The sequence below is a fragment of the Phytobacter sp. MRY16-398 genome (assembly GCF_003925915.1).
Taxonomy (GTDB): domain Bacteria; phylum Pseudomonadota; class Gammaproteobacteria; order Enterobacterales; family Enterobacteriaceae; genus Phytobacter; species Phytobacter diazotrophicus.
On sequence record NZ_AP018756.1, the window covers coordinates 2,460,941 to 2,475,591 of the forward strand.

Below are 14,651 nucleotides of genomic sequence, written 5' to 3' on the forward strand. Positions count from 1 at the left end.
CTAAGGAGTGCAAGTCGGCTTGTGAAACGCTAATATTTGCGCATTGGTTTCAAAATTTTTGCAGGCAGATTATGTGGTCAGAATATTCTCTCGAAGTGGTTGATGCCGTGGCGCGAAACGGCAGCTTTAGCGGTGCGGCGCAGGAGTTGCATCGCGTGCCTTCTGCGGTCAGCTATACTGTGCGTCAGCTTGAAGAGTGGCTGGCGGTGCCGTTGTTTGAACGCCGTCACCGGGATGTGGAGTTGACGCCGGCTGGCGTGTGGTTTTTGAAAGAGGGGCGTTCTGTTATCAAAAAAATGCAGATCACCCGTCAACAATGCCAGCAAATCGCCAACGGCTGGCGGGGGCAGCTATCTATTGCCGTCGATAACATCGTCAAACCGGAACGTACGCGCCAGATGATTGTCGATTTTTATCGCCATTTTAGCGATGTCGAGCTGCTGGTCTCCCAGGAGGTGTTTAACGGTGTGTGGGATGCGCTGGCCGACGGGCGTGTCGAACTGGCTATCGGCGCGACCCAGGCGATTCCGGTCGGGGGCCGATATACCTTTCGCGATATGGGCATGCTGAGCTGGAAATGCGTGGTCGCCCGCCATCATCCTCTGGCAACGATGGCATCACCGCTCAGTGATGATACGTTGCGCAACTGGCCCTCACTGGTACGCGAAGATACCTCCCGCTCGCTGCCTAAACGCATCACCTGGCTTTTGGATAATCAGAAACGGGTTGTCGCCCCGGACTGGGAATCATCTGCGGCCTGTTTGTCTGCCGGGCTGTGTATTGGGATGGTGCCTGCACATTTCGCCCGCCCGTGGATCGATCGCGGTGAGTGGGTTGCACTGGCACTGGAAAACCCCTTTCCGGACGCCGCCTGTTGTCTGACCTGGCAGCAGAATGACGCCTCACCGGCGCTGAGTTGGTTACTGAGTTATCTGGGCGACAGCGAAACGCTGAACAGGGAATGGCTGCGGGAGCAGGAGTGAACTGCTCCCGGCAGGATTAACGGCGATAGTCGCGGAACGGACCATCGGCAACCGAGCGGCGTTCAATCAGGCGCGGATGCACTTCAATCGACTGTGATTCTTCACGTTTGTTCACGATGCGGTCAAGCAGCATGTTAAACGCGGTTTCCCCCAGCGAGTCTTTCGGCTGGTGAATGGTCGTTAGTGAAGGGGTAAAGAAACGCGAATTGCGCACGTTATCATAACCGATCACCGAAATATCCTGCGGCACGCGCAGGCCCATTTCGTCTGCCGCACACAACGCGCCCATTGCCATGATATCGCCGCCGCAGAACACCGCGGTCGGGCGAGAGGACTGGGTCAGGATCTGTTGCATGGCGCGATAGCCGGACTCCGGTTCAAAGTCACCCTGCACGATCCAGTTTTCTGGCACGGTGATATGGGCCTCTTCCATCGCTTTCATAAACCCGCTCAGACGGCCTGCGCCCGTATTGCGCTCAAGGGGACCTGGGATAACGCCAATTTCGCGATGGCCGCGTTCAATCAGGTAACGGCCAGCCATATAGCCGCCGGCAAAGGCATTATCGATCACCGTATCGGTAAAATCGGCTTTTGCTTCGCCCCAGTCCATGACCACCATGGGAATGTGGCGATACTCTTCCAGCATGCTGAGTAACGATTCCGGATATTCCGAACACATGACCAGCAGGCCATCCACACGTTTTTGCGCCATCATGGACAGATAGGCGCGCTGTTTTTCCAGGTTATTCCAGGCGTTACCGAGAATAAGGGTATAGCCTTTCTGGAAACAATTTTTCTCAACCGCCTCGATGATCTCAGCGAAATAAGCCGCCTCGCTACTGGTCGCCAGCAGGCCAATAGATTTTGTGTGATTGACTTTCAGGCTGCGGGCAACCGCGCTGGGGGAGTAATGTAATTCTTTAATCGCCGCCCAGACGGCGTTACGCGTCTCTTCTGCAACGAAACGCGTCTTGTTAATTACGTGTGATACGGTTGTGGTGGAAACGTTTGCTCGCTTCGCTACGTCTTTAATCGTTGCCATCAGATCTTACTCCAGACCATATCGTAAACTCCTGATAATACATAAGGTAAACGTTTGCCTTCCATCACCCTGTACCCAAAGAAGGGATTGCAATACGCCGGGAAAAAGACACTGGACGTCAGGAGGGGAGTCAATGGCCGGTACGCTAATAAATTTAGCGTCGAATTTTGTCTGATCTTGACCAAAAGGGGAAGTGCTAAAACGTGTATCACCCTAAATCCTGCAAGATTTTTACGTTTATTTGTGCAAAAATGCGTTACATCACTTTCTGTGTGGGAATTAATAAGGAGAAAAATTGATGAGCACCGACCTGAAGTTTTCTTTAGTGACTACCGTGATTGTACTCGCCCTGATTGTTGCTGGCGGGCTGACTGCCGCACTGCATTGATCTATCCCGTGGGAGAGGCCACTCTCCCTCGTTTCACTCCCCGATTGTCATCAAATTAGCAATAGTCTTTTCCCATTTCGCTAACTTCTGTTTTTTGTGATTAATGTCATACTTTTGACTTCTGTGACGGTGTCGCGCGTCGACACGGCAATTCCGGAGTCTATTTATGAAGATTAATTTCCCACTGCTTGCCCTGGCGATTGGCGCTTTCGGCATCGGTACGACCGAATTTTCCCCCATGGGGTTACTGCCCGTTATCGCCCAGGGCGTGGATGTCTCGATCCCGGCAGCGGGTATGCTTATTAGCGCTTATGCCATTGGCGTGATGGTTGGAGCACCGTTAATGACATTGCTGCTTTCACACCGGGCACGACGTAATGCGCTGGTATTCCTGATGGCGATTTTTACCCTCGGCAATGTGCTGTCAGCACTTTCACCTGATTACACAACACTGATGCTCTCCCGCATTATCACAAGCCTTAACCATGGCGCTTTCTTTGGGTTGGGTTCTGTGGTGGCTGCAAGCGTGGTGGCAAAAGAAAAACAGGCAAGCGCAGTGGCGACCATGTTTATGGGGCTGACTATCGCCAATATTGGCGGTGTGCCCGCAGCAACCTGGCTGGGCGGGGCGATTGGCTGGCGCATGTCGTTCCTTGCTACGGCGGGGCTGGGGGTTATCGCCATGGTCAGTCTCTATTTTTCCTTGCCGAAAGGCAGTGCCGGCGAACGTCCTGATGTGCGCAAAGAGTTAGCGGTCTTGATGCGACCTCAGGTGGTTTCCGCGTTACTGACGACGGTACTGGGGGCAGGGGCGATGTTCACGCTTTACACCTACATTTCACCGGTCCTGCACCGTATTACCGATGCCACTCCGGCCTTTATCACCGCGATGCTGGTGCTGGTGGGCGTTGGATTCTCCATCGGCAACTACCTTGGTGGCAAGCTGGCTGACCGCTCGGTCATGGCGACCCTGAAAGGCTTCTTGCTGTTATTGATCGTGATTATGGTTGCTATTCCCTGGCTGGCACGCAGTGAAATCGGTGCGGCAATCAGCATGGTTATCTGGGGCGCGGCAACCTTCGCGGTAGTGCCTCCGTTGCAGATGCGTGTTATGCGTGTGGCACATGAAGCTCCCGGATTGTCGTCGTCAGTCAATATTGGCGCGTTTAACCTGGGTAATGCGCTGGGGGCAGCGGCAGGGGGCGCGGTGATTTCGGGTGGTCTGGGGTATACCGTTGTGCCGGTCACCGGGGCGATTATTGCAGGGATGGCGTTACTGTTGGTGCTGTTTTCCGGCAGAGCCAGCGCAGAACGCACCTGCACAGCAGCGGAGTAAAAAAACAGGAGGGTTTCCCCTCCTGATGATTACGCGGCGAGGTTCTTCGCGACAAACTCCCAGTTGACCAGCGCCCAGAAATGCTCCAGATAGTTTGGACGGGCGTTACGATAGTCAATGTAGTAAGCGTGTTCCCACACATCCACAGTCAGCAGCGGCGTGGCGTCGGTGGTCAGCGGTGTTCCGGCATTTGATGTCGAAACAATGGCCAGTTTGCCATCGGCGTTTTTCACAAGCCACGTCCAGCCTGAACCAAAGTTCTTCACTGCGGCATCCGTGAATTTCGCTTTAAACTCAGCAAAGCTGCCAAAAGCTTCGGTGATCGCAGCCGCCACAGCACCGGTTGGTTCACCGCCTGCGTTCGGGGCCAGACAATGCCAGTAGAAGGTGTGGTTCCAGACCTGGGCTGCATTGTTAAACACGCCGCCCTCAGAGCTACGAATAATCTCTTCCAGCGTTTTACCTTCCAGCGGGCTGCCTTTAATCAGGTTGTTCAGGTTGGTGACATAAGCCTGATGATGTTTGCCGTGGTGGTACTCCAGTGTTTCCGCAGAAATGTGCGGAGCCAGGGCGTCTTTTGCATACGGTAATGCAGGTAATTCGAACGACATTGCTTCACTCCTTATTGTTGTAATGCACTCAATAACCTTATTGAGTGTAAGGATAGGGTAGCAAATCGAAAGGGGAGAAAAAAGAGAGAGTTACCTGCCGCATTAGCGGCAGGCAGGAGATTAGCGGATGGTTTTTGGCGTAACCACTCTGCGGGCACCCACATAATGACGCTGCCAGTAATCTTCGCTTAATGAGGTAATCTGAATATCCTGGCCGCTGCGTGGTGACTGAATGAATTTGCCGTTGCCGACATACACACCCACGTGATCCGCGGTACCACGACCCTGTGTACGGAAGAACACCAGATCGCCGCTTTCCAGTTCCGCAACGTTGACCGGAGAGGCATCACGCAGGTGATACATTTCGTTCGCGGTGCGGGGAATGCGGAATTTCACCAGATCTTTATAGGCGTAATAGACCAGACCACTGCAATCAAAGCCGGTCATCGGGGAGGTGCCGCCCCAATGATAAGGTTTGCCAATCTGATTCATCAGTTTGGACATGGCAGTTTTCTGTACTTTTTGGATGCGGACTTTGTGCGCATCGGAAAGCGCAACAAGTTTGCTGTTTTTCACTTTTACACAGTGCGGTTTATGGCCTTTACGCTTTGTGCATTTTTCCGTCATAGCGGTAGCGGCGATGGGTTTCGTGCTGGTTTTACTGTGACGGGAGGAATTCTTACTGGTGGTATTTTTGCTGCTGGTTGACGATTTTTTCGTCACTGCCACTTTTTTATTTCCGGCTTTAGCCGTTGTTTTTGTTTCGGTGCGACTGCTTTTCTTTGATGTTTTTTCTGTGGTGGTTTTTTTCTTACTCTCGGATGCTTTCGCCAGATGCGTTGTCTTATGCACGGCCGAACCTCGCGTCTGCTCGGAAGCATTCGCTAATGGCGTGAAAGTCAACGTGGTGAACAACAAAGCACAGAGCGTGATCGAAGCTGTATGAATTCGCGCCACTGAGCAATCCCCTGATAAGTGCAGGCATTCAATAATGCTTGCGTATGATTTAGAACCGCGTCGATTCTAATCTAAAAAAAGCACAAAAGTTAATAGGGTTTTTGCATCTAAAACTGTGTTTCGTTAGCAAGCGCAAAAAAAATCACCAATTGGCTCTGGAAGAAGCTCAAATGTTGAACTATTGGCGTGCGGTGAAACATAAGATAAGTGATATTTTAAAAGCAACTTATCGCGACAGACGATAAAATAATGAGTGGTGAACAAAATGTTATTTTCGGTTACGCACCTTAACCGTTACAATGACGACTATCTGCCGAAAAGAAGTTGAAGGAAGCAAGACAATGAGCTCTACCCTTGAAAAAATCCAGCGTCAGATCGCTGAAAACCCGATTCTCCTGTATATGAAAGGCTCTCCGAAGCTGCCAAGCTGCGGCTTTTCCGCACAGGCAGTGCAAGCGCTCTCCGCCTGTGGCGAACGTTTTGCTTACGTTGATATTCTGCAAAACCCGGACATTCGCGCCGAGCTGCCGAAATATGCAAACTGGCCGACCTTCCCGCAACTGTGGGTTGATGGCGAGCTGGTTGGCGGGTGCGACATCGTAATCGAAATGTACCAGCGCGGCGAATTGCAGCAGCTGATCAAAGAGACGGCGGCGAAGTACAAATCCGAAGAGCCGGACGCGGAATAATCATCGCAATAAAAAAGCGACCTTCGGGTCGCTTTTTTTATGCCTCGCTATCTGCGATGGGTAGCGGCCAGCCGCCCAGCCGTTTCCAGCGGTTAACTATCTCGCAAAACAACAGCGCAGTCTGCTCAGTGTCGTACAGCGCGGAGTGTGCCTGGGTTGCGTCGAAATTAATGCCGGCGGTGGCGCAGGCTTTTGAGAGCACCGTTTGCCCCAGCGCCAGCCCGCTCAACGAGGCGGTGTCGAAAGTGACGAACGGATGGAACGGATTACGCTTAAGGGATGCGCGCTCAGCGGCAGCCATCATAAAGCTGTGGTCGAAGGTGGCGTTGTGAGCCACCATAATGGCGCGATTACAGTTCTGATCTTTAATACCTTTGCGCACCATCTTGAAAATAGCGTGGAGCGCGTCGTGCTCGCTCACGGCACCCCGCAGCGGGTTATTCGGGTCGATACCGTTAAATGCCAGTGCTTCCGGCTGCAGGTTCGCTCCCTCAAACGGTTCAACATGAAAATGCAGGGTACTGTCAGGCATTAACCAACCCTGGTCGTCCATTTTCAGAGTGATGGCAGCGACCTCCAGCAGTGCATCGGTTTTGGCGTTAAACCCGGCGGTTTCAACATCAATCACGACAGGGTAAAAACCGCGAAAACGGTCGCACAGACCGGTAAGTTGGGCGTTATCGGACATTGGAGTCTCTTGCTAAGGGAAAATGGCAGCGCATTATGGCAAATTTTGCGAAGGGATGTAAAACAGCGGGCGCCACAGGCGCCCGTAAAGCATTAATTGCCCAAACCGCGTCCCGCGTCTTTGGCTTCAATCAGTTCGACTTTATAGCCGTCCGGATCTTCAATAAAAGCGATAACGGTTGTGCCGCCTTTTACCGGACCCGCTTCACGCGTTACGTTGCCGCCATTTTGACGAATACGCTCACAGGCTTCTGCCGCATTATCCACTTCCAGCGCGATATGACCGTAAGCGCTGCCCAGGTCATATTTATCTACGCCCCAGTTATAGGTCAGTTCGATAACTGCCGTTTCTGTTTCCGGACCATAACCCACAAAGGCCAGTGAGTATTTGTATTCCGGGTTTTCACTGGTACGCAGCAACTGCATGCCCAGCACTTTGGTGTAGAAATCAATGGAGCGTTGCAGGTCGCCAACGCGCAGCATGGTGTGAAGTAAGCGCATAATGTCCTCTTAAGCGTCAATGAATTGTCATTCGAAACAGAGTTTTAGTATAGCGGCGGATCCCTGCCGCTATCAACGAAGTGATTATAAAGAAGGGTAGTCGGTATAACCTTCCGCGCCACCGCCATAGAAGCTTTCCGGGCGTTGCGGGTTCAGTTCTGCTTTGCGCTGCAGGCGTTCAACCAGATCCGGGTTAGCGATGTAAGCACGACCAAAGGCCACGGCGTCAATCAAGCCTTTCGCAATCAGATCTTCTGCTTTTTCTACCGTGTAGGCGCCAGCACCGATGATGGGGCCGTGGAAACGCTCACGCACTTTGCGACGGAACTCCTCGGTGTACGGCTGACCGCCTGCCCAGTCCGGCTCGGACATGTGCAGATAGGCAATCCCGCGTTTACCCAGTTCTTCAATAAAGTACAGTGCGTCTTCTTCTTCATTCGGGCCGTTATCGGTGTTCTGGAAGGAACCGATAGGGGAGACGCGAATACCGATGCGATCCGCACTCCAGGCAGCGCTTACGGCATCAACAACTTCCAGCACCAGGCGGGCGCGGTTTTCGATGCTGCCGCCATACTGGTCGGTACGCTGGTTGGCAGACGGTGACAGGAACTGGTGCAACAGATAGCCGTGGGCAGAGTGCAGTTCGACTAAATCAAAACCGGCTTCACGTGCGTTGATGACGGCCTGACGGAAATCATTGACGATGCCCGGAATTTCGCTGGTTTCCAGCGCTCGCGGCATCGACGTGTCTTCGCGGGTTGCGTTGCCGTTAGCGTCACGCAGGGAGGTACGGGTACCGGAACTGATCGCCGAAGGGGCAACAGGTGCCTGGCCGCCAGGCTGCAGGCTGGTGTGAGAAATGCGTCCGGTGTGCCAGAGCTGAACCGCCATATGACCGTTTTCCGCGTGTACGCCAGCGGTGATTTTTTTCCATGCGGCAATTTGTTCCGGGCTGTGAAGGCCCGGCGCGCCTGCATAGCCTTTCGCCTGTGCAGAGATTTGGGTCGCTTCACTGATGATTAAGCCAGAACTGGCGCGCTGGCGGTAGTATTCGCCCATCAGCGGAGTCGGAATATCGCCAGGCTCAATGCTGCGCAGACGTGTCAGCGGAGCCATCAGCACACGGTTTGGGATGGTAATCGCGCCAATTTTCAGCGGCGTAAACAAATTGCTGGACATAAATTCTCCTGAATAGACCGGTCGACTAGTAAAGTGGGAAATAAAAACGCCTGTTAAAGAGGCGCTGCAATAATCGTTTTCGCATGGGCCAGCGCACTTTCCAGCGGCACGGCACTGCGTGAAATCTTAGCCTGCAGATTGGCACCCAGCCACAGGGAATAGAGCACCTGCGCCTGGGTCAGCGCATCACCAGTAAAGGTCAGACACTGATCACGGCGGCCGCTTTCCAGCGCCTGTGCCAGTAAGGTGATAATGCCACTGGCACCTTTGTCCATGGCTTCACGCATCGTTTCTGACAGGTCACACACCTCGGCAGAAAGCTTGACGGTCAGGCAGCCGCTGATAATCCCCTGATCACAAAACTGGATCAGTGTTTGCTGATAATACGCGAGCAGGCGATCGCGATAGTTTCCTGCGCCTGTGGCAAAATGATCCGTCAGACACTGGTGATACCCGGCATAATGACGTTCGAGCATCGCAACCCCGAACGCCTCTTTCGAGCGAAAATAGTGGTAGAAAGAGCCTTTCGGCACTTCCGCTGTTTTCAGTAATTCGCTTAACCCCATGCCCGTAAAACCGCGATGCATGCATAAGCGCTCGCCGGTTTCCAGCAGGTGTTCGCGGGTATCGTGTTCAGTATTTCTGCTCATGGGCACAATCTACTAGACCGATTGGTCTATTGCAAGTAGCAATAGATGCGATCTCAATCTTGCAGGTTCCGCGCGCGCAGTCTTCAATAAAGAGAGACGAATACTACAGGAGGCGATGCGTGCCAGAACAACTGGAGTTTTTCCCCGTCCAGAGCCCGTGCCGGGGAATATGCCAGTCAGATGAGCGGGGATTTTGCCGTGGCTGTATGCGCAGCCGCGAAGAACGGTTCAACTGGCAAACCATGAGCGACGCCCAAAAACAGGATGTCCTGCGCCTGTGTCGTCAGCGTTTTCTGCGCAAATTACGGGCGAATAAAGCCCTCCCGCCTGAAGAACCTGAGCAACCTTCACTGTTTTGACGCCATAATTGCGTATACTCATGGCAAATTATTGCTGAGGAAGTGGTTATGGTTCAGAGAATTACCCTTGCGCCGCAAGGACCGGAGTTCTCCCGTTTTGTGATGGGTTACTGGCGACTGATGGACTGGAATATGTCTGCCCGTCAGTTGGTGAGTTTTATTGAGGAGCACCTGGATCTCGGTGTCACCACCGTCGACCATGCGGACATCTACGGTGGTTATCAGTGCGAAGCGGCTTTTGGCGAGGCGCTCAAGCTGGCTCCCCATCTGCGTCAACGCATGGAGATTGTCTCTAAATGCGGCATCGCCACCACTGCCCGTGCTGAGAATGTGCTGGGCCACTATATCACCAGCCGCGATCACATTATCGCCAGCGCCGAACAGTCATTGGTGAATCTGGCGACCGAACGTCTGGACCTGCTGCTCATTCATCGCCCGGATCCGCTGATGGATGCCGATGAAGTGGCTGAGGCGTTTTTGCATCTGCACCAGAGCGGCAAAGTGAGCCATTTTGGCGTGTCGAACTTCACCCCGGCGCAGTTCTCGCTGCTCCAGTCGCGCCTGCCGTTTACCCTGGCGACCAACCAGGTTGAGATTTCTCCGGTTCACCAGCCGCTATTACTGGACGGTACGCTCGATCAACTCCAGCAATTGCGCATTCGGCCGATGGCCTGGTCCTGCCTTGGCGGTGGACGTCTGTTCAACGACGAGGCGTTCCAGCCACTGCGTGATGAACTGGCGAAAGTGGCGCAAGAGCTGAATGCCCAGAGTATTGAACAGGTGGTGTATGCCTGGGTGATGCGTCTGCCGTCGCAGCCGCTGCCGATTATCGGTTCCGGAAAAATTGAACGCGTCCGTTCGGCGCTGGGGGCGGCAAGCCTTGAGATGACGCGCCAGCAGTGGTTCCGCATCCGCAAAGCGGCCCTGGGTTACGATGTTCCCTGATAAGCGCTAAGGTGACTTTCCGCCAAATCTTTTTCCCTGGTTTAAACTTACAGGGCAAAAGCCAAAAACGGAGGTCATATGAAGCGTTTTAGTCTGGCAGTGTTGACACTGTTCGTCTGCGCCGGTGCGCAGGCGGCCAGTACCGAAGTGAAGATGAACCTCGTCACTGCCGAGGGGACGGGGCAGTCCGTCGGCACGGTGAACATCAGCGAAACCGATAAAGGGCTGAAATTTACGCCCGATCTAAAAGGACTCCCGCCCGGTGAACATGGCTTTCATGTTCATGCAAAAGGATCGTGTGAGCCTGCGTTGAAAGACGGAAAACCCTCTGCTGCCGAGGCGGCTGGTGGTCACCTCGATCCCGATAAAACCGGTAAACACGAAGGCCCCGAGGGGATGGGACATTTAGGAGATTTACCGGTGCTGGTGGTTAACAACGACGGTAAGGCGACCGATGCGGTGGTTGCGCCGCGCCTGAAAAAACTCAGTGACGTGAAAGACAAAGCCCTGATGGTTCATGTTGGCGGCGATAACATGTCTGATTCGCCGAAACCGCTCGGCGGTGGCGGGGCGCGTTACGCCTGTGGTGTTATCCGCTAGCGGAATCGGCCAGTGTGCCTGCTGCCGGGGCTTGCTCCAGTTGCGATAACGAGCAATACAATCGCCAGATAAGCGATGCCAGTTCCCGTGCGGCAGGTTGATGATGGCGTGCCAGCGCATCACAAATCCGTTGCAGTTCGCTAAGCGTTGCGGCCAGTGGGCGCTGTTGCACGCCGCGTTCACTCATCACATCGCGTAACAGGCTCAGACAGAGATCCCTGACTTTCGACAAGGGATCTGAGCGTGCCTCCCAGTCGCGCAGTTGCCAGACCACATGCGAACAGTTGAGCAAAACCACTCCCCAGCGTAATAACCAGCGGCGGGCGAGCGCATCTTTGCTGTTACTCAACTGACTAATATGGTGATAAACCACCGACTCAAATTCATGCTCGCTCATCGTCGGTATTCGGCTGAGCTGGTCGACAAAACCTCGCCGAAGCGCACGAATATGACGGCGGCTTTTGCGTGCATCTGACCCTGGGCGCAAAACGGCAAAAGAGAGCCACGCCAGCGCCACGCCGAGAATTTTCGCCAGATCGTCATTTAAAAAATCCGCGAGATCATAGACCGGAGGATTGGTCACCGAAATAAACGATCCCATAAAAACGATCAATTGCCCCCACAGCCCGGCCAGTTTGGGCATTTGGAGCTTGAGCAACTGCATTGTGGTCAACAGTGGCAGCAAAAATAACAAGAACACCCATAAATCGCTGATCTGTACCATCAGACCAAACTTCACGACGAAACTGAATAATGTCAGCAACGCGAGCGTACGTAGAAGAAGCGTCAATGAATTAAACGGGGCGGGAGAAACCGAATAGAGTACGCAACTGATGGCGGCAAGGGTCAGCGCCGCATCGCCGTGCTCCCACTGGCTGGTGATCGTCCAGGCGCCCACCAGACTCAGTGCATAGAAAGTACGTATCCCGCTCCATAGCGCCTCGGCATTATCGGTAAAGCGCGCCAGAGCACGGCTTCTGGGCAGCGTAAATTCGGTTATCGGGGTGGCATTTTCAAGGCGCGCCAGCCACCGGCTGCTGGCAAGATACAGTCGGCAGAAATAGCGCAAGCGGTGCCAGAAGGCGCGGTGCCGATAGTCGTCGTCATTCACCGGCGCGAGAGGGGCAATAATGCGCGCTACGGTATAAAAGTGCGCACCGGGCCGGGCGAGCTCCGCCAGCAACGTTTCGAGTATTGCTCGCGTATTCTCAGGCGGATGCGGCCAGTTCAATAGCAGTCGGCGCAGGCTGGAGATAACGCTGGTCAGACGTAATTGCTGATGGAGCAGGTGGTTGAGAAGCCGGTTCTGACGACGAAAACGATAGTGGCTCCAGAAGGCCTGGATGCGCAGCAAATTCATGGTCAATATCTGCCCAATCACATTTTCATGGGCGGTGCGGATGGCGTCAGTTATCTCCTGTTGCCAGAGCAGGCTGGCATGTTCGAGCAGGCGGGCGTGCATCTTTTTCAGCGCGCTCAGCAACGCGGTACCGTCAGACGTGCTCGGCATGATCATCATCATCATGCCGCCACAGCAAATCCCCAGCAGCACCTCACAAACGCGCGCCTGGGCGATATCCCACAGTTCGGTGGTGTCCGTAATATTGACCACCGGAAAGGCAATAATCGCGGCGGTGTACCCCGCAAGCTGGAAGGCGTAAGCGACGTTATTACTGAACTGCGCGCAGGCCCAGGTACAAAAACCTATCCATGCGGCCATAGCGAACAGAAACAACCACGGATCGTTAAGCGTATGTCCGGCAATGATCATCGCCGCCGTCGCTCCCAACAGGCTGCCCGCGACGCGACCGAGACTTTTACTGATCACCCCGCCCACGGTCGGAAAACTCACGACGGCGGCAGAAGTCATTGCCCAGTAAGGTTCATCCAGATTGAGGTAATAGGCGACGGTCAGGGCCAGGCACATCGCAATACTGTTGCGCATGGCGTACCGCCACTGAGGGCGCGTCGCGGTAAGCCAGGGCAGGGGAATCGCGATTTTCACTTCGCGCCGCCGATCGATACCGTGCAGGTGGTGCCGGACACCAGCGTCACATCGGCGGGCAGGGAATCGAACTGAATCCGAACAGGCACGCGCTGGGCCAGACGCACCCAGGGCACATTCGGCTTGATGTCTGCCACCAGACCGCTGTCGGTCTCGACGCTCTGATCATAAATTGCCCGACCGATACTGGAAACGTGACCCTGTAACGTGAAATTGCCGCTGTAGAGAACGATTTGCGCCGCAGCACCTTCCCGAATATGACGCAATTTTGTCTCTTCGAAATACCCCACCACATAAAAAGAGTGGCTGTCGATGAGTGCAAACAGCGGTTGCCCGGCGGTGGCGTAGTTGCCGGTGCGGGTGGAAAGATTGGTTATCCAGCCGTCTACGGGGGCTTTTACCTGCGTTTGTGAAAGTTGCCATTGCGCCTGTTGCAGGGCGGCCTCGGCCGCATTGACGCTCGCCTGCATCGCCTTCACATTGATATTCGCAGTATCGAGATCTTCTGCTGAAATATAATTTTTCGACAAATGGCGGCGACGGTTGGCTTCATTGTTGGCTTTGGAGAGATCGGTTTGCGCGCGCGCCAGTTGCGCCTGGGCATTCAGCACGGCGATTTTGTACGGTGTGTCGTCGATTCGGAACAGAATATCGCCCGCTTTAACCAACTGGTTGTCTTTGATATTCAGCTCAGTAATGCTTCCTGACACTTGCGGGGTGATGCTGACCTGCTCGGCGCGGACTTTACCGTCGCGCGTCCAGGGGGCCTGCATATAGAAATTCCATAACCACCAGCCAGCGGCGAGCGCCACGGCCAGAACCAGTAACGTCGAAAAGTATTTAAGTGATTTCAGGCGCATAGTTACCACATGATCAAAAAGCCGAGAGACAGACTGATTGCGATCACGAAAAGTGAGAGATCCATCAGGATGGGATGCCAGATATCCCCTGCGTACATCCAGTCACGCAGTAAGCGATGCAAAACCAGCCACACCATAAACCCCAGCAGTACTGCTTTAAAGATAGGGGGAAAGTAGACCGAAGCGCCGAAGATCAGGTCCTGCAGGGGAAATTCCGGGGAGCGAATTGTCAGCGTCACAAGCGTTAGTCCTTTACAGAAAGGTTCACCGGTTCGTTTTGACGGCGAAGACCGCCAGACGGAGATATTAAGAATGGGCGAACACGGTGAAGGCAGCAATGCATTTGTTTTACCAATATAAATGCTGCACACTATTCTAAAATGAGTATAATAACTTAGCAAGCTAATTATAAGGAGATGAAATTGGAATCGCCATTAGGTTCTGATCTGGCACGCTTAGTGCGCATCTGGCGTGCTCTGATTGACCATCGCCTGAAACCTCTGGAATTGACGCAAACGCATTGGGTCACGCTGCATAACATCCATCAGCTGCCTCCCGATCAGTCGCAAATTCAACTGGCAAAAGCGATCGGCATCGAGCAGCCTTCGCTGGTGCGTACGTTGGACCAACTGGAAGAGAAAGGGCTTATTTCTCGCCAGACCTGTGCCAATGACCGCCGTGCAAAACGGATCAAATTGACAGAAAAAGCTGACCCGATCATCGAAGAAATGGAAACGGTGATTAAGCAAACGCGGGGCGAAATTCTTTCGGGTATTTCACCGGAAGAGCTGGATTTGTTGATTAGCCTGATTGCCAGGCTGGAACAGAACATCATTGAGTTGCAGTCGCGAGACTAATG

At 53.8% G+C, this 14,651-nt stretch carries 18 protein-coding genes; 8 read left to right on the plus strand and 10 right to left on the minus strand.

Annotation, left to right across the window (positions count from 1 at the left end):
* Nucleotides 1-71: 71 nt before the first annotated feature.
* Nucleotides 72-983 (plus strand): DNA-binding transcriptional activator PunR, encoded by a 912-nt coding sequence (gene punR, locus MRY16398_RS12070; RefSeq protein WP_041851566.1) that lies wholly within the window; start codon nt 72-74, stop codon nt 981-983.
* A 16-nt stretch (nt 984-999) separates the two neighbouring features.
* On the opposite strand, the gene purR is transcribed toward punR, so the two are convergent.
* Nucleotides 1,000-2,025: an HTH-type transcriptional repressor PurR gene (gene purR / locus MRY16398_RS12075; RefSeq protein WP_041851565.1), complete on the minus strand. Its 1,026-nt coding sequence runs from the start codon at nt 2,023-2,025 to the stop codon at nt 1,000-1,002.
* Between the two features lie 298 nt (nt 2,026-2,323).
* Between purR and cydH the strand changes: the two genes are divergently transcribed.
* A complete protein-coding gene (gene cydH, locus MRY16398_RS12080; RefSeq protein WP_090086635.1) occupies nt 2,324-2,413 on the plus strand; it encodes a cytochrome bd-I oxidase subunit CydH in 90 nt (29 codons plus the stop codon).
* Between the two features lie 166 nt (nt 2,414-2,579).
* Complete coding sequence (locus MRY16398_RS12085) at nt 2,580-3,749, plus strand: MFS transporter (RefSeq protein WP_125124439.1); 1,170 nt, start codon at nt 2,580-2,582, stop codon at nt 3,747-3,749.
* Between the two features lie 29 nt (nt 3,750-3,778).
* On the opposite strand, the gene sodB is transcribed toward MRY16398_RS12085, so the two are convergent.
* Nucleotides 3,779-4,360 carry a superoxide dismutase [Fe] gene (gene sodB / locus MRY16398_RS12090; RefSeq protein ID WP_079498092.1) on the minus strand — a complete coding sequence of 194 codons (582 nt, stop codon included), beginning with the start codon at nt 4,358-4,360 and terminating at the stop codon, nt 3,779-3,781.
* A 120-nt stretch (nt 4,361-4,480) separates the two neighbouring features.
* On the minus strand, nt 4,481-5,317 hold the full coding sequence (locus MRY16398_RS12095) for a C40 family peptidase (protein ID WP_041851562.1): 837 nt from the start codon (nt 5,315-5,317) through the stop codon (nt 4,481-4,483).
* 341 nt (nt 5,318-5,658) lie between these two features.
* On the opposite strand from MRY16398_RS12095, the gene grxD reads away from it, so the two are divergent.
* Nucleotides 5,659-6,006, plus strand: coding sequence for a monothiol glutaredoxin 4 (gene grxD / locus MRY16398_RS12100; RefSeq protein ID WP_041851561.1), 348 nt, complete (start codon nt 5,659-5,661; stop codon nt 6,004-6,006).
* A gap of 37 nt (nt 6,007-6,043) precedes the next feature.
* Here the strand turns inward: grxD and rnt are convergent, their stop codons facing one another.
* The 4 genes from rnt to MRY16398_RS12120 form a co-directional block, all read right to left on the minus strand.
* Nucleotides 6,044-6,694: a ribonuclease T gene (gene rnt, locus MRY16398_RS12105; RefSeq protein WP_041851560.1), complete on the minus strand. Its 651-nt coding sequence runs from the start codon at nt 6,692-6,694 to the stop codon at nt 6,044-6,046.
* A 92-nt stretch (nt 6,695-6,786) separates the two neighbouring features.
* Nucleotides 6,787-7,194, minus strand: a complete 408-nt coding sequence (gloA, locus tag MRY16398_RS12110) for a lactoylglutathione lyase (RefSeq protein WP_041851559.1) — start codon at nt 7,192-7,194, stop codon at nt 6,787-6,789.
* 84 nt (nt 7,195-7,278) lie between these two features.
* Nucleotides 7,279-8,373 carry an alkene reductase gene (gene nemA, locus MRY16398_RS12115; RefSeq protein ID WP_041851558.1) on the minus strand — a complete coding sequence of 365 codons (1,095 nt, stop codon included), beginning with the start codon at nt 8,371-8,373 and terminating at the stop codon, nt 7,279-7,281.
* Nucleotides 8,374-8,426: 53 nt separating this feature from the next.
* Nucleotides 8,427-9,023 carry a TetR/AcrR family transcriptional regulator gene (locus tag MRY16398_RS12120; protein WP_125124440.1) on the minus strand — a complete coding sequence of 199 codons (597 nt, stop codon included), beginning with the start codon at nt 9,021-9,023 and terminating at the stop codon, nt 8,427-8,429.
* A 119-nt stretch (nt 9,024-9,142) separates the two neighbouring features.
* Here MRY16398_RS12120 and MRY16398_RS12125 point away from each other — a divergent pair, with 119 nt between their 5' ends.
* From MRY16398_RS12125 to sodC, 3 genes are all read left to right on the plus strand, one after another.
* Nucleotides 9,143-9,382: a DUF1289 domain-containing protein gene (locus MRY16398_RS12125; protein WP_041851556.1), complete on the plus strand. Its 240-nt coding sequence runs from the start codon at nt 9,143-9,145 to the stop codon at nt 9,380-9,382.
* A 48-nt stretch (nt 9,383-9,430) separates the two neighbouring features.
* Nucleotides 9,431-10,327 carry an aldo/keto reductase gene (locus MRY16398_RS12130; RefSeq protein WP_079498089.1) on the plus strand — a complete coding sequence of 299 codons (897 nt, stop codon included), beginning with the start codon at nt 9,431-9,433 and terminating at the stop codon, nt 10,325-10,327.
* 78 nt (nt 10,328-10,405) lie between these two features.
* A complete protein-coding gene (gene sodC / locus MRY16398_RS12135; RefSeq protein WP_079498088.1) occupies nt 10,406-10,927 on the plus strand; it encodes a superoxide dismutase [Cu-Zn] SodC in 522 nt (173 codons plus the stop codon).
* Here the strand turns inward: sodC and MRY16398_RS12140 are convergent.
* The 3 genes from MRY16398_RS12140 to MRY16398_RS12150 are packed head-to-tail and all read right to left on the minus strand — an operon-like array spanning nt 10,917 to nt 14,031.
* Complete coding sequence (locus tag MRY16398_RS12140; protein WP_409349126.1) at nt 10,917-12,932, minus strand: FUSC family protein; 2,016 nt, start codon at nt 12,930-12,932, stop codon at nt 10,917-10,919. The two genes, sodC and MRY16398_RS12140, sit on opposite strands and share 11 nt — an antisense overlap.
* Nucleotides 12,929-13,792 (minus strand): efflux RND transporter periplasmic adaptor subunit, encoded by an 864-nt coding sequence (locus MRY16398_RS12145; RefSeq protein ID WP_041851552.1) that lies wholly within the window; start codon nt 13,790-13,792, stop codon nt 12,929-12,931. The genes MRY16398_RS12140 and MRY16398_RS12145 overlap by 4 nt, the downstream gene beginning before the upstream one ends.
* A gap of 2 nt (nt 13,793-13,794) precedes the next feature.
* Complete coding sequence (locus MRY16398_RS12150; protein ID WP_041851551.1) at nt 13,795-14,031, minus strand: DUF1656 domain-containing protein; 237 nt, start codon at nt 14,029-14,031, stop codon at nt 13,795-13,797.
* Nucleotides 14,032-14,208: 177 nt separating this feature from the next.
* On the opposite strand from MRY16398_RS12150, the gene slyA reads away from it, so the two are divergent.
* Nucleotides 14,209-14,649, plus strand: a complete 441-nt coding sequence (gene slyA, locus MRY16398_RS12155) for a transcriptional regulator SlyA (protein WP_041851550.1) — start codon at nt 14,209-14,211, stop codon at nt 14,647-14,649.
* Nucleotides 14,650-14,651: the final 2 nt, after the last annotated feature.

Bases quoted from the DNA above. Each gene is read 5' to 3' on its own strand.
- purR (WP_041851565.1), bottom strand. From the start codon at position 2,025: ATGGCAACGATTAAAGACGTAGCGAAGCGAGCAAACGTTTCCACCACA.
- sodC (WP_079498088.1), top strand. From the start codon at position 10,406: ATGAAGCGTTTTAGTCTGGCAGTGTTGACACTGTTCGTCTGCGCCGGT.
- nemA (WP_041851558.1), bottom strand. From the start codon at position 8,373: ATGTCCAGCAATTTGTTTACGCCGCTGAAAATTGGCGCGATTACCATC.
- rnt (WP_041851560.1), bottom strand. From the start codon at position 6,694: ATGTCCGATAACGCCCAACTTACCGGTCTGTGCGACCGTTTTCGCGGT.
- MRY16398_RS12120 (WP_125124440.1), bottom strand. From the start codon at position 9,023: ATGAGCAGAAATACTGAACACGATACCCGCGAACACCTGCTGGAAACC.
- gloA (WP_041851559.1), bottom strand. From the start codon at position 7,194: ATGCGCTTACTTCACACCATGCTGCGCGTTGGCGACCTGCAACGCTCC.
- cydH (WP_090086635.1), top strand. From the start codon at position 2,324: ATGAGCACCGACCTGAAGTTTTCTTTAGTGACTACCGTGATTGTACTC.
- slyA (WP_041851550.1), top strand. From the start codon at position 14,209: ATGAAATTGGAATCGCCATTAGGTTCTGATCTGGCACGCTTAGTGCGC.
- punR (WP_041851566.1), top strand. From the start codon at position 72: ATGTGGTCAGAATATTCTCTCGAAGTGGTTGATGCCGTGGCGCGAAAC.
- MRY16398_RS12145 (WP_041851552.1), bottom strand. From the start codon at position 13,792: ATGCGCCTGAAATCACTTAAATACTTTTCGACGTTACTGGTTCTGGCC.
- sodB (WP_079498092.1), bottom strand. From the start codon at position 4,360: ATGTCGTTCGAATTACCTGCATTACCGTATGCAAAAGACGCCCTGGCT.
- grxD (WP_041851561.1), top strand. From the start codon at position 5,659: ATGAGCTCTACCCTTGAAAAAATCCAGCGTCAGATCGCTGAAAACCCG.
- MRY16398_RS12130 (WP_079498089.1), top strand. From the start codon at position 9,431: ATGGTTCAGAGAATTACCCTTGCGCCGCAAGGACCGGAGTTCTCCCGT.
- MRY16398_RS12085 (WP_125124439.1), top strand. From the start codon at position 2,580: ATGAAGATTAATTTCCCACTGCTTGCCCTGGCGATTGGCGCTTTCGGC.